This is a genomic window from Paracoccus tibetensis (assembly GCF_900102505.1).
In the GTDB taxonomy this organism is placed as follows: domain Bacteria; phylum Pseudomonadota; class Alphaproteobacteria; order Rhodobacterales; family Rhodobacteraceae; genus Paracoccus; species Paracoccus tibetensis.
The window spans coordinates 234,382-253,243 of record NZ_FMVT01000006.1 but is presented as its reverse complement, the minus strand read 5'-3'; the positions used below and the strand labels follow the sequence as shown (position 1 = coordinate 253,243).

The window sequence follows — 18,862 nt, the reverse complement described above, 5'->3', positions numbered from 1 at the left end:
CGCGCCGACGGCCGCGCGGCCCGTGGGAGGACGGGCCGTCCGCGCCGGCCCCGGCACTGAACTTTCAACAGGGAGGAGACAGTATGACTTACGCCAGATACTGCGGACTGCTTCTGACGACGACGCTGGCCGGTCCGGCCTTGGCGCAGGACAACCTGGAGGCGTTGCAGGGGATGCAGCGCACCGGCGCCAGCTTCACCCATGTCGAGCAGACCGGCGCGACCGCCGACGCGCTGCAAGCCATCGTGCCCCATATCAACGTGCCCGACGGCTTCGAGGTCAGCCTCTATGCCGTCGTGCCCGATGCACGGTCCATGGCGGTGGCGCCGCAAGGCACGGTCGTCTTCGTCGGCACGCGCAAGGACAAGGTCTGGTCCGTAGTGGACCGCGACCGCAACCGCGTGGCCGACGAGGTCAAGGACTTCGCCCCGTCCCTGACCTTCGACATCCCCAACGGCCCCTGCTTCTCGCCCGACGGGTTCCTCTTCATCGCCGAGCGCAACCGCGTCCTGACGTTCCCCGCGGCCGAATTCTTCTTCGAGGGACCGGACCCCGCCGTCGGCACCGTCGTCGCGCAGGGCGATCTGATCCCGGCCGAGGAGGAAAGCTTCAACCACACCGCCCGCGTCTGCCGGGTGGGACCGGACGGCAAGCTCTACATCTCGCTCGGCCAGCCCTACAACGTGCAGCCGCAGGACAAGCTGGAGCTTTACGACGAGATCGGGATCGGCGGGATCATCCGCATGAACACCGACGGCTCCGAGCGCGAGGTCTATACCCGCGGCGTGCGCAACTCGGTCGGGCATGACTTCAACCCGGCGGACGACACGCTCTGGTTCACCGACAACCAGGTGGACGGTCTCGGCGACGACATCCCGCCGGGTGAGCTGAACCGCCAGACCGAGGCCGGTCAGCATTTCGGCTTCCCCTGGACCAATGCCAGCTTCGAGATCCCGGACTACGCCGAGGTGCCGCGGCCCGAGGGGGTCGAGTTCGTCGAACCCCAGGTCGAGATGGACGCCCATGCCGCCGACCTGGGCATGAGCTTCTACCGCGGCAACTCCTTCCCCGAGGAATACCACGGCGGCATCTTCTCGGCCCAGCACGGCAGCTGGAACCGGACGACGCCGGTCGGGGCGCGGGTGATGTTCACGCGGCTCGATGAGGACGGCAACGCGGCCGGCACCGAGGTCTTCGCGGATGGCTGGCTGGACGAGAGCACCGGCGAGTATCGCGGCCGGCCGATGGACGTCGCCTTCCTGCGCGACGGTTCAATGCTGGTCTCGGACGACTTCGCCGGCGCGATCTGGCGCATCGCCTATACCGGCAGCGGCGGCGGGTCGTCCTCGTCCGCAGCACCGGCACCGGCCGAGGCGCCGGCCGCCGAGCCCGAGGCCCCCGCTGAACCCGAGGCTTCCGCTGAGCCCGAAGCCCCGGCTGAACCCGAGGCCGAGGCAGAGGCCGAAGAGACCCCGGCAGCCCCCGCCAACTGAGCTCCGCGGGGCGGCTTCGGCCGCCCCGCATCCCCTCAAGAAAGTCGCGTCATGTCCATGCATATCCACCTTGCCTGCCTTTTCGGCCTCGCGCTGTCCCCTGTGGTGGCGGCCGCGCAAGGCGCCGCCCCGCCGTCGACGCAGCAATGCCGCGTCTGCCACGCGCTCGACGGAACGGGCACAAACCCGATGATCCCGAACATCGGCGGGCAGAGCGCCGAGTATCTCAGCAAGCAGCTTCAGGACTTCCGCGCAGGCCGGCGCGAGGACCCGCAGATGTCGATCATCGCAGAAAGCCTCAGCGACGACGATATCCGCGAACTGGCCGCCTGGTTCGCCTCGGTCAACGCCAGCTTCACCCTGCCCGAGTGACGCGGCCCTGCACGACGCGCAAATCCGGCCGGGCGAGATGGGGAAAATCATGCGATTGCGCCCTGTCAGCTAAAAGTCCAGTTGCGCGATTCGATTTTGGCCCTTCTACTTCTTGAAAATCAATAAGGCGCCGCGGGGAGGCGGCGTCATGTCTGGGAGGACACCGATGACTGATACTCGTCGAAATGCGGGCCTGTCCCGCCGTTCGTTCCTGCGCACGGGCGCGGTGGGCGGCACAGCCGTTGCGGCAACGGCCCTCGCGGCGCCGCCGGTGCTGGCGCAGTCGCCCATCGTCATGAAGATGCAGACCTCGTGGCCGGCATCCGACATCTGGATGGACATGGCGCGCGAATACGTCACCCGCGTCGAGGAGATGTCGGGCGGGCGCCTGACCGTGGACCTGCTGCCCGCGGGCGCAGTGGTCGGCGCCTTCCAGGTGATGGACGCGGTCCATGACGGGGTCATCGACGCGGCCCATACGGTGCCCGTCTACTGGTACGGCAAGTCCAAGGCGGCGTCCTTCTTCGGCACCGGTCCGGTCTTCGGCGGCTCGGCAAGTACGATGCTGGCCTGGTTCTACCAAGGCGGCGGGGCCGAGCTGTACCGCGAGCTGACGCAGGACATGCTGGGGCTGAACGTCTACGGCTACATGGGCATGCCCATGCCGGCCCAGCCCTTCGGCTGGTTCAAGAACGAGGTGAACACCGTCTCGGACGTGCAGGGCCTCAAGTACCGCACCGTCGGCCTTGCTGCCGACCTTCTGCAGGCCATGGGCATGTCGGTCGCCCAGCTTCCGGGCGGCGAGATCGTCCCGGCGATGGAGCGCGGCGTCATTGACGCCTTCGAGTTCAACAACCCCTCCTCGGACCGCCGCTTCGGCGCGCAGGACGTGGCCAAGAACTACTACCTCTCGTCCTATCACCAGGCCTCGGAAAGCTTCGAGTTCCTGTTCAACCGCGACTTCATGGACGATCTGGACGACGACCTGCAGGCGATCCTGCGCTACGGGGTCGAGGCCTCGGCCACGGCGAACCTGGCGCTGGCGATGCGGGAATACTCCAAGGACCTCGCCGAGCTGTCCGAGGGCGGCGTCACCGTGCACCGCACCTCGACCGAGATCCTGGCCGCGCAGCTTGAGGCCTGGGACCAGCTGATCGCGGATCTCGAGACGGACGAGTTCAACAAGAGGGTCATGGACAGCCAGCGCGAATGGACCCAGCAGGTCGCCTATTACGAGCTGATGAACGCGCCCGACCTGGCGCTGGCCTATGACCACCACTTCCCCGGCCGCCTGAGCCTCTGACACTGCCCGCAGGGCGCGGCCCGTCCGCGCCCTGCCCCTGCCGCAGGAGGTCCCCATGCGCCGCTACATCAAGTTCGCCGACGATCTGTCCGCCTGGTTCGGCAAGGCCTTCGGCTGGCTCGTCATCCTGATGACCTTCGGGATGAGCTACGAGGTCATGGTCCGCTACCTGTTCAACCGCCCGACGCCCTGGGCGCTGGACATCAGCTTCATCATGTACGGCACGCTCTTCATGATGGGCGGGGCCTACACCCTGTCGCGCGGCGGCCATGTGCGCGGCGACTTCCTCTATCGCCTCTGGTCCGAGCGGACGCAGGCCCGCGTGGACCTGGTGCTCTACATCCTGTTCTTCTTTCCCGGGATCCTCGCGCTGGTCTTCGCCGGCTGGAAGTATGCCAGCCGGTCCTGGAGCTATGGCGAGGTCTCGGTGAACAGCCCCGCCGGCATCCCGATCTACCAATTCAAGACCGTGGTCGTCGCCGCCGGCATCCTGCTGCTGATCCAGGGCCTTGCCCAGGTCTTCCGCTGCATCATCTGCATCCGCACCGGCAGCTGGCCGCCGCTGAGCTGGGATGTCGAGGAGACCGAGACCATCCTGATGCAGAAGGCGACCGAAGAGCAGCCGCATGGACCTGCCTGACGCGACCGCCCCCCATTCGCCGGAGTATCACGCGTGACCGACCCGCAGATCGCCCTGATGATGCTGGGCATCTTCATCTTCTGTGTCTTTCTGGGCTTTCCCATCGCCTTCACGCTGATGGCGATCGGGATCGCCTTCGGCTACTACGCCTATTTCGATCCCGGCCGGATGTGGCGCTCCTACAACCGGCTCGAGGACGACGCGGGCCTGTGGGACTCGGTCTCGCTGTGGGTCGAGGGGTTCTACAACAACCGCATCTTCGACCTGTTCGTGAACCAGACCTACACGGTGATCTCGAACGAGGTGCTGACGGCGATCCCGCTGTTCCTGTTCATGGGCTACATCGTAGAGCGGGCGAACATCGTCGACAAGCTGTTCAGCACCCTCGCCGTCGCGTCGCGCAACCTGCCGGGCGCGCTCGGCGTGGCGGCGCTGATCACCTGCGCCCTCTTCGCCACGGCCACCGGCATCGTCGGCGCGGTGGTCACGCTGATGGGCCTTCTGGCGCTGCCGCAGATGCTGCGGCTGCGCTATGACCACAGCTTCGCGGCGGGCATCATCTGCGCGGGCGGCACGCTTGGCATCCTGATCCCGCCCTCGATCATGCTGATCGTCTATGCGGCGGCCTCGGGCGTGTCGATCGTGCGGCTCTACGCGGCCGCGCTGCTGCCGGGGCTGGTGCTGGTGGGCCTCTATTTCACCTACATCGTCGTGCGCGCGATCCTGAACCCGAACCTGGCCCCCAAGCCGACCGAGGAAGAGGTCCCCGCCGTGCCGTTCGGCAAGCTGATGTGGATGCTGGCGACCAGTTTCCTGCCGCTGGCGATCCTCATCCTGTCGGTGCTGGGCTCGATCCTCTTCGGCCTCGCGACCCCGACCGAGGCCGCCTCTATCGGCGCGCTCGGCGGCATCCTTCTGGCCATTGCCTATCGCGCGATGACCTTCGACCGGCTGCGCGAAAGCGTCTACCTGACCGTCCGCACCACTGCGATGGTCTGCTGGCTCTTCGTCGGCTCCTACACCTTCTCGGCCGTGTTCAGCTACCTGGGCGGCGAGCATGTCATCGCCGAGTTCGTCCAGAGCCTCGATCTGACCCCGATCCAGTTCCTGATCGTGGCGCAGCTGATCATCTTCCTGCTGGGCTGGCCGCTGGAATGGTCCGAGATCATCATCATCTTCGTGCCGATCTTCCTGCCGCTGCTGCCCATGTTCGGGATCGACCCGCTGTTCTTCGGCGTCCTCGTCGCGCTGAACCTGCAGACCAGCTTCCTGACACCGCCCATGGCGATGAGCGCCTATTACCTCAAGGGCATCGCGCCGCCGAACATCAAGCTGACCGAGATCTTCAAGGGGGTGCTGCCCTATTGCGGCATGGTGCTGATCGCGATGGTGCTGATGTATGTCTATCCGCAGATCGTCTTCAGCCTGCCCGAGGCCTTCTATGGCCCGCAGCGTTAGGCCCGCGTCGACACGGGCCGAAGGCGTCCTGGCGCTCGAGGCGGTCGAGATGCAGGCGCGCCTGTCCTCGGGCGCGCTGAAATCCGTCGATCTGGTCGAGGCCTGCCTCGCCCGGATCGCAGCGCTGGAGCCTCAGGTCCAGGCCTGGGCCTGGCTCGACGGCGATCACGCGCTGGCGCAGGCGCGGCGGCTCGACGATCTGCGCCGGACCGGCCGCCCGGTCGGACCGCTGCACGGGCTGCCCGTCGGCCTCAAGGACGTGATCGACACGAAGGGCATCCCGACCGAGAACGGCACCCCGATCGAGGCTGGCCGCGTTCCGGCGCAGGACGCCTGGATCACGGCGCGCCTGCGCGCGGCGGGCGCGGTGATCATGGGCAAGACGGTCACCACGGAATGCGCCTATCTGCATCCCGGCAAGACCATGAACCCCCACGATCCGGGGCGCACGCCGGGCGGCTCCTCGCAGGGCTCGGCCGCCGCCGTCGCGGCCGGCATGGTGCCGCTGGCCGTCGGCACGCAGACCGGCGGCTCGGTCATCCGTCCGGCGGCCTTCTGCGGCGTCGTCGGGCTGAAGCCCAGCTTCGGGATGATCCCGCGCACTGGCATCCTGCCGCAATCGCCCTTTCTCGACACGGTCGGCGTCTTCGCCCGCAGCGTCGCGGACGCCGCGCTTCTGGCCGAGGTGCTGGCGGGCCATGATCCCGCCGATCCCGCGACGGCCCCCGCCCCTCATCCCCGGCTGCTGAAGATCGCCCGCGCCGAGGTGCCCGTGCCGCCGAACTTCGCCTTCCTCAGGTCGCCCGGCTGGTCCGAGGCCGATCCGCAGACCCGTGCCGCGCTGGAGGAACTGGCCGCGTTCCTCGGCGATCAGTGCTTCGAGGCCGAGGTGCCGGGCCTCGGCGAGATCGCCGCGATCCGCCGCCGCATCAACCTGGCCGAGATGGCCAAGTGCTACTACGCGCTGGAGCGGCGCGGCCGCGCGCTGATGTCCCCGGTCCTGCAGGAGGCGATGGACGAGGGCAAGGCGATCCTCGCCCGCAACTACATCGCCGCCCTCGACTGGCGCGAGATCCTGAACGCCGCGCTGACGCCGATTTTCGAGCGCTGCGACGCGATCCTCTGCCCGGCCGCGCCCGGCCCCGCGCCCGGGGGCCTCGACAGCACCGGCGACGCGATCTTCAACGGCATCTGGACGCTGGCCGGGCTGCCGGCCGTGACGCTGCCGGTCTTCACCTCCGAGGAGGGGCTGCCGATGGGTGTGCAGCTGGTCGGCCGGCGGGGCGAGGATGCACGGCTGCTGCGGACGGCGCGCTGGCTGGCGGCGCATCTGGAACAAACGCACGAGGATGGATGACATGCTGAACCTCGCCATGGCGCTTCTGGCCTTCCTGGTCCTGACCGCCTTCCTCGCCATCCTGGTGATCCACGTCCCCCGCACGGACCTGATCGTCGTCATCGGGGTGACGGTCCTGCTGGCGGCCTACGATCTCTACACCTCGTTCAAGCCGCGCCGCTGAGGCCTGCCGCGGCGTCACCGGGCGCCGCTTGCGCGGGATCGCGCCTTGCAGGGCGGGCAAGCGGCACGGCTCCGCCGACCCGGCCCGACCTGCCGCACTGGACGATTGCCCGGCGCCGCCGGTCTTGCCAGAAGCCCGGGCTTGCACGCAACCGAAGGCAGCACACCCATGACCGACTTCACGCGAACTATCCTCGCCGCAGGCGCGCTCGGCCTCGCCTGCGCGTCCGGCGCCTTGGCCGACGTCACCCTCTCGGGCGTCCTGACCGATGCCGAGGACGGCAACCGCTTCTTCACCCGGCTCGGCGGCACCGCCGAAGAGAGCCTGACGATCTCGGGCCTCAAGCCGGGCGCGGACTACCTGCTGGTCACGACCCTGCACGACGCCGCGACGGGCGCCGAGGTCGAGGTGGTCGAGACCCCGCTGACCGCCGAGGCCGAGACGGCCGAGCTGGTCGTCGCCCTGCCCGTCCCGCGCAACGAGGGCGAGGTGAACATCGACTATGTCACCCACAACGTCCTGCGCCTGGCCGGAGAGGACGCCGTCTTGGCCGAGGCGACGGGCGATGCCGCCGATCCCGAGCGCGCGATCCAGGTCCACGCGATCCAGCGCGTCAGCCTGGTCTCAGTCCGCGACGCCGAGGATGGCGACAACCGCATCGACGGCGCCGGCGGCCGCGTGGAAGCGGTAATCCGCTACGAGAACATGGTCGAGGGCTACGACTACACGATCTGGGGCCAGCTGCTCACCCCGAGCGGGCAGAGCCGCAGCATCTTCGCCGCGATCCCCTCCTTCGCGCCCGAGACGAAGGCGGGCGAGCTGACGCTGACATTCGAGGTTCCCGAGGGTCTGGACGGCATCAGCCTGACGACCAGCGTCGGCATCTTCCACCAGAACCGTGTCGAGCTGCGCGAGGACGGCTTCCTCGTCTGGCTCGAGGACGCGCCGCAGCCGGTGATGATCGCCTCGGACACGGTGCTGGACGACACGGACCTCTTCATCGAGGTCGGCGTGCCGTTCGGGCAGAGCGAGTAGCGCCGCTCTGCCCTGCGGGGCTGCGAAAGATCGCCCGTCCTCGACAGCTTTTTGTTGACTTCCGGTACATACCCGAAAGGATGATGCAAAGGGAGGATGAGGATGGGCGCTATCACACTTGACCGCGTGTCGAAGCGGTTTGGCCAGGTCGAGGTCATCCGCGAGCTGAGCCTCGACATCGGGGCCGGAGAATTCGTCGTGTTCCTCGGGCCGTCCGGCTCGGGCAAGACGACGCTTCTGCGGATGATCGCGGGTTTGGAAAGCATCGACGCGGGCACGCTGACCATCGACGGGCAGCGGTCCGAAAAGCTGGCGCCCGGCCAGCGCAACCTCGCCATGGTGTTCCAGAACTACGCGCTCTATCCGCACATGACCGTGGCGCAGAACATGGGCTTCGGGTTGCGCAACATCGGCCTGCCCGCGTCCACCATCGAGGCCCGCGTCCGCGAGGCCGCGCGGATGCTGGAGATGGAGCGGCTGCTGGACCGCCGCCCGGCCGCGCTGTCGGGCGGGCAGCGCCAGCGCGTCGCCATCGGCCGCGCCATCGTGAAGGAGCCGAAGGCCTTCCTCTTCGACGAGCCGCTCTCGAACCTCGATGCCGCGCTGCGCGTGCGCACCCGTGTCGAGCTGGCCGAGCTGCACCAGCGCCTCGGTGCGACGATGATCTACGTCACCCACGACCAGACCGAGGCGATGACGCTGGCCGACCGCATCGTGATCCTGAACAACTGCCGGATCGAGCAGGTGGGTAGCCCGATGGAGGTTTACGCCCGCCCCGCCTCGCGCTTCGTGGCCAGCTTCATCGGCTCGCCGGCAATGAATTTCCTCCCGGTGACGCGCGAGGGCGAGGGGCTGAAGCTGCCCGGCGGCGGCGCGCTTTCCCTCCCCGGCGCGCCCTCCGGCAGCGGCCCGTGGGAGCTGGGCATCCGCCCCGAGGAGCTACGCGTGGCGCCAAGCGGACCCCTGCGCGGCAGCGCCACGGTGATCGAGCGACTCGGCGACCGGACGCTGCTTCATGTGCGGCTGGCGGACGGCACGCAGGTCGTGGCGCAGGACAGCGGCAAGTCGGGCGTGAAGGTCGGCGACACGGTCACGCTGGCGTTCGAGACCGCCGAGGCGCATCTCTTCGATGCGACGGGCCGCGCCGTCCCGCTGATGGACATGGCCGCCTGACACCCAAACGGCACAGATAAACCCGCGCCTCCGCAAGAGGCGCGGGTTCTTCTATCCCTTGATCCCGGCCGACAGGGTGATCGCCTCGGTCACCTTGCGCTGGAAGATCAGGTAGGCCAGCGCCACGGGCAGGCCCGCCAGCACCGCCGCCGCCAGCTCGCGCGCGTAATAGACCCCGAAGGCGTCGCTGACCTGGGTGATGCCGACGGTGATCGTCATCATCTCGGTGCGGGTGACCGACAGGAAGGGCCAGAGGAAGGCGTTCCAGGTCCAGATGAAGCAGACGATCGACAGCGCCGTGGTCACGCCCCAGTTCATCGGCAGGTAGACCTTGAAGAGGATGCGGAACTCGCCCGCATTGTCCATCACCGCCGCCTCGCGGAAGTCCTGCGGCACCTGGTCGAAGAACTGCTTGTAGACGATGATGATCACCGGGTGGATCAGCTGCGGCAGCATGATCCCGGCCCATGTGTTCAGCAGCCCCAGATCCGCGACAAGCACGAAATGGTTGATGATCAGCGCCTGCGTCGGGACCATGAAGCTGGCGAGGATCAGCCACCACAGCAGCTTGCGCCCCGGAAAGCGCAGCTGCGACAGCGCATAGCCGCAGAGCATGGACGAGATGATGGTGATGACCGTCACCCCCACCGCCACCGCGATGGAGTTGACATACCAGCGCCCGATCTGCGTCGCGGTCAGTGCGTGGATGTAATGCTCGAAGGTCAGGTTGTCGGGCCACAGCTCGATGAAGGGGCGGACGACCTCGGTCTCGGGCTTCAAGGACGAGATGACGCCCCAGTAGAGCGGGAAGGCCCAGATCAGCGCGGCCAGCAGCGTCAGGACCGAGATGATCCCGGCGCCGAGGTTCATGCGGCCCAAGGTTTGCGCGCTCATTTGCGGCCCCCCGCAAGGCGCAGAAGCTGGAACTGCAGCACCGAGACGACGATCACCAGGATGAACAGCACCACGGCGACGGCGGCGGCCCGCCCGCTCTGGTTCTGCTGGAAGGCGCGCTGGAAGATGTAGTAGACCAGCACGAGGTTGTCGTTCGGCCGACCGCCCTGCGAGAACAGGTAGACCTGGTCGAAGATCTTCAGCTGCGAGATCAGGCTGATCGTGAAGACCAGCGAGGTGACCGGCCACAGCAGCGGCCAGGTGATCCGGCGGAACGTGGTCCAGCGCCCGGCATTGTCCAGCTCGGCCGCCTCGTAGATCTCGGGCGGGATCGACCGCAGGCCGGCAAGGAACAGCAGGATGGAAAAGCCCGAGGTCCACCAGATCGTCACCACCGCCACCGCCGGCATGAACCAGTCGCGCGACTTGGTGATCGGCACCCGGTCGATGCCCAACAGGTCGAAGAGATGCATCAGGATGCCGAACTGGAAGTTCAGCACCCAGTCCCAGATCAGGTAGACGACCGAGACCGGCAGGATGTAGGGCAGGAAGAACAGCGCCAGAATGGCGGCCTGCATCCGCCCGGCAAGGCGCGAGACCCCAAGCGCGATGGCCAGCGCGACGATGGTGCCGGGGATCACGGTCAGCGCGACGAAGTAGGCGGTGTTCCAGGCGGCGGTGCGGAAGCGCGGATCGCTTGGCAGACGCTCGTAATTCTCGGTGCCGACGAAGGCGCCGTCGCCGATCAGCGGGGCGTCGGTGAAGGAGGTCATGACCATCTGTATCGTCGGATAGACGAAGACCAGAAGGTAGATGGCCAGGAACGGCGCCACCAGAACGGCAGCGATCCAGGCGTCCTTGCGGCGGTTGGTCAGCATCGGTTGTCCTTCGGGAAAGCTGCGCCGCGGCCCGGCCAAGGGGCCGCGGCGGCCGGGATCACAAAGCGTTCAGCTCGTCCCGGATCATCTCGACGGCTTCGGCCGGCTCCATCTCGCCGTTCAGGGTCGGCACGAAATAGGTGGACATGACGTCGAAGATCGGCCCCGAGATCCCGGCCAGCGGCGAGCGCGGGTCGAAGATCATGTTCTGCGTCAGCGAGGAATAGGTCGCGTTCGGCTCCATCGCCTGATACTCGGCCGAGGCGGTGACGGACTCGTAAGCCGGGATATGCCCCGCCGTCGCCCAGAACAGCGAGTTGTTCGCCATCCACGAGATCACCTCCAGCACCGCCGCCCGCTTTTCGGGCGCCATCTCGCGGCCGCGGTTGGCGGGGATCGCGAACGCGTGGCTGTCGGCATAGGTCGAGGGATGGTCGAAGATCACCGGCAGCTCGACCGCGCCCCATTCGAACAACTGGCCTTGCGCGGACAGGTCCGTCATCGTCGGAACCTCCCACACGCCGTTGATCATCATCGCCGCCTCGCCGCTGGTGAACAGCGCGACGGTGGCGGGATAGTCGGTATAGGTCGATTGCAGCCCCTCATCCGTCCATTCGGCCAGGACCGACAGCGCGTTCTCCAGTTTCTCGCCGTTGTCGCCGGCCAGGAACTCGCCATCCGTCATCAGCTCGCCATCCTGCTGACCCATGAGCGAATAGATGGTGCGGAACATGAAGTTGCCGTCCGCCGTGACCGAGCCGAGCGGGAAGCGGACGCCATGCTCCTTGAGCGCGCGCAGCGTCTCGGTGAAGCCTTCGCGGCTGTCCATGCCCATCGGCAGCCCGTTCTCGTCCAGGACGCCGGCGGCTTCCAGGATGTCCTTGTTGAAGTAGAGAACGATGGGATGGGTGTCGAAGGGCACCGCGTATTGCTGGTCCTCCACCGTCACCGCGTCCCAAGTCGCCGGCGCGTAATCGTCCTGGCCGAGGCCCATCGCCTGCCAGTCCTCGGCCGTCAGGGGCTGGAGGATGCCCTGCTCCACCGCCAGCGGGATGCGGCTTGCGTGATACATGATGACGTCGGCGGCCTCGCCCACGGCGGCGGCGGTCTGCACGCGGGTGTAGAAGGGCATGCCCCATTCCAGCGTCGTCGCGTCGATGGTGATCTCGCCCTGATGCTCTTGGTTGAAGCGGTCGATCAGCTGCTTCATCCGGGCGCCGTCGCCGCCGCCGAGGAAGTCCCACCAGACCACCGTCTCCTGCGCCTGCGCGGCGGTGCCAAAGCCCACGGCCGCCACCACCGCAGCCTTGATCGCGTTGTGAATCGTCATGCTTTCCTCCCTGTCGCGGCGCGCCCGGCCGCAATCTCCCAGCAAACGGTATCGCGTTTCCCGATTCGATCAACGGAAAATGCGGTATGTATCCGGCATCCGGGTTGTTACAGCCCGACCCGGATCATTGAGTAGGAATGCGGCGGCAGCACCAGCTGCAGCCCCTTGCCGCCGATGGCGGCCCCGTCGCCCTTGACCGGCGCCACGTTGTCCGGGTTGTCCTTGGTGTTCCGCGCTTCCAGATCGTCATGGCGGATCAGCGTATGCTCGACCGTGCGGGCAGCGAAGCCATCCAGCGCCAGATCGACCTCCAGCGGCTCGTCGCCGTTCCGGTTCACCGCGAAGAAGGTCAGCGTGCCAGCGTCGTCGTCGCGCACCCCGGCGATGTCGAGCCATGGCACATGCGCCGCGTGATCGGCGGTGTAGCCCGGCACCTCGACGGCCAGCTGCATCGCCGTCCCGCGCCCGTGCTTTGAAGCAAACAGGAACGGCCAGTAGATCGTCTGCCGCCAGGCCGCCCCGCCCGGCTCGGTCATGATAGGGGCGATCACGTTCACCAGCTGCGCGATGCAGGCGATCTTCACCACATCCGCGCGGCGAATGAAGGTGTTGAGGATGCAGCCGACCTGCAGGACGTCCTCGAAGTTGTAGATGTCCTCCAGCAGCACCGGCGCCTCGGGCCAGTCCCAGTCCCGCATCCGCTCGGCATCGGCCTTGCGCTCGTGATACCAGACGTTCCATTCGTCGAAGGAGATGGTTACCTTGCGCTTGGACCGCTTCTTGGCCTTCACGTAGTCGATGACGCCGGCGACCGTACCGATATAAGTGTCCAGTTTCTCGGGCAGGGCGAGGAACTCGCGCGTGTTCTTCTCGTAGTTCTCGAAATACATGTGCAGGCTGATGTGATCGACCTGGTCATAGGTCTCTTCCAGCACCGTCGCCTCCCATTGCGGATAGGTCGGCATGCCGGAATGGGACGAGCCGCAGACGACCAGCTCCAGCGTCGGATCGAGGCCGCGCAGCGCCTTGGCCGTCTCGTTCGCCAGATGCCCGTATTCGGCTGCGGACTTGTGGCCGACCTGCCAAGGCCCGTCCATCTCGTTCCCGAGGCACCAGAGGCGGCAGTTCCACGGGTCCTTGCGCCCGTTCTTGGCGCGCAGGTCCGACCAGTAGGTGCCGCCCTTGTGGTTGACGTATTCGACAAAGGCTCGGGCTTCGTCGAGGCCGCGCGAGCCGAGGTTCACCGCCAGCATCATCTCGGTCCCGGCCTTCTCGGCCCAGTCCGCGAACTCATGGATGCCGACCTGGTTGCTTTCGGTCGTGCGCCAGGCGAGGTCTAGCCGCTTCGGCCGCTGGTCCTTCGGGCCGATCCCGTCCTCCCAGTTATAGGCCGAGACGAAGTTGCCGCCCGGATAGCGGCAAACCGGCGTGTCCAACTCGCGCACCAGCTCAAGCACGTCGCCGCGCATCCCGCTGGCGTCCGCCGTCGGGTGGCCGGGCTCGTAGATGCCGGTATAGACCGCGCGGCCCAGATGCTCGAGGAAGGACCCGTAGATCCGCTTGTCGATATCCGCGACCGTGAAGGCGCTGTGCGCCGTGACCCTTGCCTTCATCTCTCTCCCCCGATCAGAACCCGTTACTCGGGTTCATACCGTCTCCTCGGGTAGTGTTGGCGAGGGATGTGGTCAGGTCAAGAAGAAACAGGCGAGCCCTAGCCCCTCACGAGACGCAGCGTGATGTCCTGGTCATGGTTGCCGAAGCCGCGGCCGAAGATGTTGAGGCCGCCGGGGTGCCGCGCGTCCTCCTTGACGCCGATGCGGACGCGGATCGAGCGGTGATCGTTCAGCCCCAGGTCCGCCAGCCGGCAGTCCGACACGCGCTGCCCGTCGCGGAACGTGCCCTCGGCCGTCACCCGCCAGCGCTTCAGATCGCCATATTGCGAGCCGGCCAGCTTCCACCAGTCGGGCGTGAACTTGCCGCGCTTGTCCCCGAAGTCGCCCGGCGAGGTCCAGGTGTCGATCTCGCGCCCGTTGATGACCGCGGTGATGTCCGAGGGCCAGTTCTTCGCCGTGCCCGGCACCTCGGATGACAGCTCGACCGACAGTTCCAGTGCGGCGACGGCGGTGCCGGCGAGCTTGGCGTTGTTGGGGAACTGGTATTCCACGAAGCCGCGGGTGAACCACAAAAGCCCCGCCCGCATCCGGTCTGGGTCGAGGAAGGTGTCCGGCACGTCCAGAAGCCCGATCACCCCTTCGGGCGAGCAGAGACCGCAGGGCGCCGAGACCTCGGCGCGGGTGTATAGGCCGATGGGCATGGCCACGTCGATCGTGTCCGCCGCCTGCGCGGGCTCGCGGTCCTTGAAGGCGATCAGCAGTTCGGTGAAGGTCGAATGGCAGATCTTCTGGCTGCCCTTGCGCCCCTTCTCCGAGCGGGTCTGTACAAGGCCCGCATCCACCAGCACCTGGATGTTGGACGAGACGGTGGACTGCGGCAGGTCCAGCTCGTCCGCGACCTGGTTCACGTTCCGCGGCCCCTTCCTGGTCAGGTGCTCGAGGATGCGGACCCGCACCTCGCTGGCAAGGCTGCGCAGGATGTCCGGGCGCTCGAGCGGGTCGACGACGATTATCTGGTTGCTCATGATCACGCGGCGGTTCAGGTTCCACGATGAATATCAGGGTTCCTGATCCAATCAAGCGAACTGTGTGGCGGCGCGGCGGAGCTTCGCGCCCGCAAGGCAGGAGGAGAGACGATATGAAGGAACGCAAGTTCGGCAGCACCGGCCGCACCGTGTCCGAGATCGGCTTCGGCGCATGGGCCATCGGCGGCTCCTGGGGCGAGGTGTCCGAAGCGGATGCGCGGGCGGCCCTGCACGCGGCGCTCGACGCCGGCACCAGCTTCATCGACACGGCCGACGTCTATGGCGACGGCCGGTCGGAACGGATCATCGCCGAGGTGCTGAAGGAACGCGGCGGCGCCCGGCCCTTCGTCGCCACCAAGGCCGGCCGGCGCCTGTCGCCGCACACCGCCGACGGCTACACCAAGGAAGCGCTTGCGGGCTTTGTCGAGCGTTCGCTGCGCAACCTCGGGACCGAGCGGCTGGACCTGCTGCAACTCCACTGCCCGCCGACCGAGGTCTTCTACCGCCCAGAGGTCTTCGCCGCGCTGGACGACCTGGTCGCGGACGGCAAGCTTGCCCGTTACGGCGTCTCGGTCGAGAAGGTCGAGGAGGGGCTGAAGGCGATCGAGTACCCGGGCGTCGCCTCGGTCCAGATCATCTACAACATCTTCCGCCAGCGCCCCGCCGCGCTGTTCTTCCGCGAGGCGCAGGCGCGGGGCGTCGCCGTGATCGTGCGCGTGCCGCTGGCCTCGGGGCTGCTGACCGGCAAGATGAGCGCGACAACGGCCTTCGCGGCGGACGATCACCGCGCCTTCAACCGCAACGGCGAGGCCTTCGACAAGGGCGAGACCTTCGCGGGCGTGCCCTTCGACCTGGCGCTCGAGGTGGTCGAGGAGCTGCGGGCGCTGGTGCCCGAGGGAGTGCCGATGGCGCAGTTCGCGCTGCGCTGGATCCTGATGGAAGAGGCGGTAAGCGTCGTCATCCCCGGCGCCCGGACGGCGGCGCAGGCGCAGGGCAACGCCGCGGCCAGCGATCTGGCCCCGCTGCCGCCCGAGGTGATGGCCACGCTGCGCGAGCTTTACCGGGCGCGGATCGCGCCGCATGTTCACCAGCTTTGGTGAGGCGCGGCGGCGCCCTCACCAGTTGGCGATGGTGCCGTCCGGCAGGATGGCGTCCAGCGCGGGCACGACCTCGGGCTGGAACGGGTGGCGGGCGGCGGCGGCCTCATTGATCTCGATGCCGAGGCCGGGGCCGTCGGGGATGGTCCAGCAGCCGTCCTGAAGCCGCATCGGGTGCGCGAACACCTCGTCGAACCAAGGCACGAGACCCACCGCCTCTTCCTGGATCAGGAAGTTCGGGGTCGCGACGTCGAAATGCAGCGCGACGGCGCCCGCCACCGGGCCCATCGGGTTGTGCGGGGCGATGCCCATCTGCCCGGCCTCCGCGATGGCCGCGATGCGACGCCCGCCAGTCAGCCCGCCGCAATGGCTGAGGTCGGGCTGGACATGGCTGACGGCGCGCAACTCGGCGAGTTCTGCAAACTCGCGCGGGGTGAAGAGCCGCTCGCCGGTGGCCAGCGGGCAGGACACGCGGCGGGACAGATCGGCCATGGCGGCGGCGTTGCCGGGCTGGATCGGCTCTTCCACGAAGAGGGGGCGAATGGGCGCGATGACCTCGATGAAGGCGCGGGCAGCCTCGACCGAGGCGGGGCGGCCGTGGAAGTCGGTCATGATGGCGACGCCCTCGCCGACCCGTTCGCGTACGGCCTGCGCCGTCTTCTCGACATGCAGCACGTCGCGCAGTTCGGCCTCGTAGCCGCAATAGGGCACGAAGCCCAGCTTTACCGCGTTGTAGCCCATCTCGACGGTTTCCTGCACCGCGTCGCAGAAGGCGCCGATGTCCTCGGTGCCGACCTGCGCGCCGATCTTCGCGCGGCGCAGGTGGGTGTAGACGCGCACCTTGTCGCGGACCTGCCCGCCCAGAAGCTGCCAGACCGGAACGCCGAGATCCTTGGCCTTGATGTCCCACAGCGCCTGGTCGATCGCCGAAACTGCCGACAGGCCGATCGCGCCGAGCGGCCAGAAGCTGAAGCGGGTCATCCTGGCGAAGATGTGCTCGATCCGGCGGGGGTCCTCGCCGATGACGAAGGGGGCGAGGTCCTCGACGGCGCCGCAGACGGCGCGGGTCTTCCATTCCAGCGTCGCCTCGCCCCAGCCATGCAAGCCCGGCTGGTCGGTCTGGACCTTCACGAAGATCCAGTTGCGGTGGATCGCGTTCACGACCGTGGTGCTGATGCCGGTGATCTTCATGGGGGACGTTCCGTCAGTTGAGAAGGCTGGGCAGCCAGGACGAGATGCCGGGCACGAGGCAGATGATCGCGATGGCGACAAGCTGGGCGATGAGGAACGGGACCAGCGCCCGCATCAGCGGGATGAGCCCGATCCGCCCGACGCGCATGACGACGAACAGCACCACCCCCACCGGCGGCGTCACGAGGCCCATCGCCAGCGTCAGCATGATGACCATGGCGGCTTGCAGCGGGTCGATTCCCAGCTCGCGCACCACCGGCATCAGCAGCGGCGCGAAGATCAGGATGGCGGCGCCGATGTCGAGGAAGGTGCCGAGGACCAGCATCAGCAGCGCCACGGCGAAGAGGAACAGGATCGGGCTGTCCTGGAAGATGCTGGCGGTCCCGGCCACCCAGGAGGCGATGCCCAGAAGGTTCAGCGCGTAGGAGAGGATCGTGGCGGCGGCGACCAGCAGGTAGATGCTGGCCGAGGTGCGCGCCGCGCGCAGGAACGCCAGCCACAGCCCGTGCAGCGTCATGGCGCGGAAGACGACGACCGACAGGAAGATGGCGTAGACGACGGCGATGCCGCCGCCCTCGGTCGCGGTGTATATCCCGGCGATCATGCCGCCGACGATGATGACCGGCAGGGTGATGACCGCGAGCGCCTCGATGGTCATCTTCGCCGCGCTCTCGCCGGTGGGCGCCCGGCGGCGCGGGCGCGGCAGCTGCCCGCGCAGCGCGCCGATGGCCACGACGGCCGCGCAGGCGGCGGCCATCAGCAGGCCCGGCCCGATGCCGGCCAGAAAGAGGTCGATGACCGACAGTCCCGTGACCGCCGCCATGATGATCGCAAGGCCCGAGGGCGGGATGATCGGCCCGATGATCGACGAGGCGGCGGTGACGGCGGCGGAATACTCGCGCGTGTATCCCTCCTTCGGCATCTCCTCGGTGAAGACCCGGCCAAGCGCCGCCGCATCGGCCACCGCCGAGCCCGAGATGCCCGCGAACATGACCGAGGTGCCGATATTGGCATAGGCCGTCCCGCCGCGCAGCCAGCCCGTCGCCATGGAGGCGATCGAGATCAGCCGCGCGGTGATGCCGCCCTGGCTCATGATCTCGGCTGCCAGGATGTAGAAGGGCACCGCCAGGAAGACGAAGCTGTCGACGCCCGTGAAGAGCCGCGTCGCCGTCACGCTGAGCGGGATGCCCGACAGCCAGACGCCCAGCATGCCGGCAAGGCCGAGCGCGAAGGCCACCGGCACGCCGATGAAGAGAAGCCCGAGGCCGGCACCGCCGACCCAGATCATTGCACGCCCCTCTCGCGGTCGCTGGCGGGGGTGCCGACATCGCCGCCGCCGGTCTGGTCGCCCTCGGGCTCGAAGCCCGAAAGCCAGCTGAGCGCGATCTGCACCAGCATGAGGGCCGCGCCCACGGGCAGCGCCAGGTAGGGGATGATCATCGGGATGCGTGAGGCGGGCGCGACCTGCGCGGCGTTCCGCATGGCCAGCGGCCAGCCATAGACCAGGATCACGACGCAGAAGATCGCGGCGACGGAGTAGAGCGCGGACTTCACCAGGGCGACGCGATGGGCCGGGACCAGCGTCTCCAGCGCCTCGATGCCCATATGCTCGACCCGGAAGATGCAGGCGACGCTGCCGAGCATCATCAGCCAGATCATCATGTAGCGCATCACCTCCTCGGTCCAGCTGAAGCCGGTCGCGAAGAGGTAGCGCCCGCCGACCTGGGTGAGGTTCAGGATCGTCACCGCGATCAGCAGCAGCGCGGCGAGGATCTCGGTGCTGCGCGCCAGAAGCCGCGCGGCCGATGTGGCAGCCTGCGTCATGGGAACATCATCGTGT

The 18,862-nt window shown here is 67.7% G+C and carries 18 protein-coding genes; 10 read left to right on the top strand and 8 right to left on the bottom strand.

From position 1 onward, the window contains the following. Positions 1-83: 83 nt before the first annotated feature. From BLP73_RS10735 to BLP73_RS10700, 9 genes are all read left to right on the top strand, one after another. Positions 84-1,493 carry a PQQ-dependent sugar dehydrogenase gene (locus BLP73_RS10735; protein WP_175453320.1) on the top strand — a complete coding sequence of 470 codons (1,410 nt, stop codon included), beginning with the start codon at positions 84-86 and terminating at the stop codon, positions 1,491-1,493. A 51-nt stretch (positions 1,494-1,544) separates the two neighbouring features. Continuing rightward, entirely contained in the window at positions 1,545-1,865 is a 321-nt protein-coding gene (locus BLP73_RS10730) for a c-type cytochrome (RefSeq protein ID WP_090743839.1), read from the top strand. Between the two features lie 166 nt (positions 1,866-2,031). Beyond that, on the top strand, positions 2,032-3,168 hold the full coding sequence (locus BLP73_RS10725; protein ID WP_090743836.1) for a TRAP transporter substrate-binding protein: 1,137 nt from the start codon (positions 2,032-2,034) through the stop codon (positions 3,166-3,168). Positions 3,169-3,223: 55 nt separating this feature from the next. Next, positions 3,224-3,808 carry a TRAP transporter small permease subunit gene (locus tag BLP73_RS10720; RefSeq protein ID WP_090743834.1) on the top strand — a complete coding sequence of 195 codons (585 nt, stop codon included), beginning with the start codon at positions 3,224-3,226 and terminating at the stop codon, positions 3,806-3,808. A gap of 33 nt (positions 3,809-3,841) precedes the next feature. Then, positions 3,842-5,266 (top strand): TRAP transporter large permease, encoded by a 1,425-nt coding sequence (locus tag BLP73_RS10715; protein WP_090743829.1) that lies wholly within the window; start codon positions 3,842-3,844, stop codon positions 5,264-5,266. Continuing rightward, a complete protein-coding gene (locus BLP73_RS10710) occupies positions 5,250-6,623 on the top strand; it encodes an amidase (RefSeq protein ID WP_090743826.1) in 1,374 nt (457 codons plus the stop codon). The genes BLP73_RS10715 and BLP73_RS10710 overlap by 17 nt, the downstream gene beginning before the upstream one ends. Next, positions 6,616-6,786 (top strand): hypothetical protein, encoded by a 171-nt coding sequence (locus tag BLP73_RS19410; RefSeq protein ID WP_175453298.1) that lies wholly within the window; start codon positions 6,616-6,618, stop codon positions 6,784-6,786. Before BLP73_RS10710 ends, BLP73_RS19410 begins: the two co-directional genes overlap by 8 nt. 168 nt (positions 6,787-6,954) lie before the next feature. Continuing rightward, a complete protein-coding gene (locus BLP73_RS10705; RefSeq protein WP_090743823.1) occupies positions 6,955-7,821 on the top strand; it encodes a hypothetical protein in 867 nt (288 codons plus the stop codon). A 102-nt stretch (positions 7,822-7,923) separates the two neighbouring features. Then, positions 7,924-8,994: an ABC transporter ATP-binding protein gene (locus BLP73_RS10700; protein ID WP_090743820.1), complete on the top strand. Its 1,071-nt coding sequence runs from the start codon at positions 7,924-7,926 to the stop codon at positions 8,992-8,994. A 51-nt stretch (positions 8,995-9,045) separates the two neighbouring features. Here BLP73_RS10700 and BLP73_RS10695 read toward each other — a convergent pair whose 3' ends face one another. From BLP73_RS10695 to BLP73_RS10675, 5 genes are all read right to left on the bottom strand, one after another. Then, positions 9,046-9,888 (bottom strand): carbohydrate ABC transporter permease, encoded by an 843-nt coding sequence (locus BLP73_RS10695; RefSeq protein WP_090743816.1) that lies wholly within the window; start codon positions 9,886-9,888, stop codon positions 9,046-9,048. After that, on the bottom strand, positions 9,885-10,766 hold the full coding sequence (locus tag BLP73_RS10690; RefSeq protein ID WP_090743812.1) for a carbohydrate ABC transporter permease: 882 nt from the start codon (positions 10,764-10,766) through the stop codon (positions 9,885-9,887). Before BLP73_RS10690 ends, BLP73_RS10695 begins: the two co-directional genes overlap by 4 nt. A gap of 58 nt (positions 10,767-10,824) precedes the next feature. Further along, positions 10,825-12,096, bottom strand: a complete 1,272-nt coding sequence (locus BLP73_RS10685; protein ID WP_090743809.1) for an extracellular solute-binding protein — start codon at positions 12,094-12,096, stop codon at positions 10,825-10,827. A gap of 107 nt (positions 12,097-12,203) precedes the next feature. Next, positions 12,204-13,709: an arabinosylfuranosidase ArfA gene (gene arfA, locus BLP73_RS10680; protein ID WP_090743806.1), complete on the bottom strand. Its 1,506-nt coding sequence runs from the start codon at positions 13,707-13,709 to the stop codon at positions 12,204-12,206. 98 nt (positions 13,710-13,807) lie between these two features. Next, a complete protein-coding gene (locus BLP73_RS10675) occupies positions 13,808-14,734 on the bottom strand; it encodes an ArsR/SmtB family transcription factor (RefSeq protein WP_090743948.1) in 927 nt (308 codons plus the stop codon). Between the two features lie 113 nt (positions 14,735-14,847). On the opposite strand from BLP73_RS10675, the gene BLP73_RS10670 reads away from it, so the two are divergent. After that, positions 14,848-15,834 carry an aldo/keto reductase gene (locus BLP73_RS10670; protein WP_090743803.1) on the top strand — a complete coding sequence of 329 codons (987 nt, stop codon included), beginning with the start codon at positions 14,848-14,850 and terminating at the stop codon, positions 15,832-15,834. 15 nt (positions 15,835-15,849) lie between these two features. Here the strand turns inward: BLP73_RS10670 and dgoD are convergent, their stop codons facing one another. Genes dgoD through BLP73_RS10655 form a run of 3 tightly spaced genes read right to left on the bottom strand, consistent with a single transcriptional unit; the run spans position 15,850 to position 18,846 of the window. After that, positions 15,850-17,022: a galactonate dehydratase gene (gene dgoD / locus BLP73_RS10665; protein WP_090743800.1), complete on the bottom strand. Its 1,173-nt coding sequence runs from the start codon at positions 17,020-17,022 to the stop codon at positions 15,850-15,852. 13 nt (positions 17,023-17,035) lie between these two features. Beyond that, positions 17,036-18,310, bottom strand: a complete 1,275-nt coding sequence (locus tag BLP73_RS10660) for a TRAP transporter large permease (RefSeq protein ID WP_090743797.1) — start codon at positions 18,308-18,310, stop codon at positions 17,036-17,038. After that, positions 18,307-18,846: a TRAP transporter small permease gene (locus BLP73_RS10655; protein ID WP_245686628.1), complete on the bottom strand. Its 540-nt coding sequence runs from the start codon at positions 18,844-18,846 to the stop codon at positions 18,307-18,309. The genes BLP73_RS10660 and BLP73_RS10655 overlap by 4 nt, the downstream gene beginning before the upstream one ends. Between the last annotated feature and the right edge of the window lie 16 nt (positions 18,847-18,862).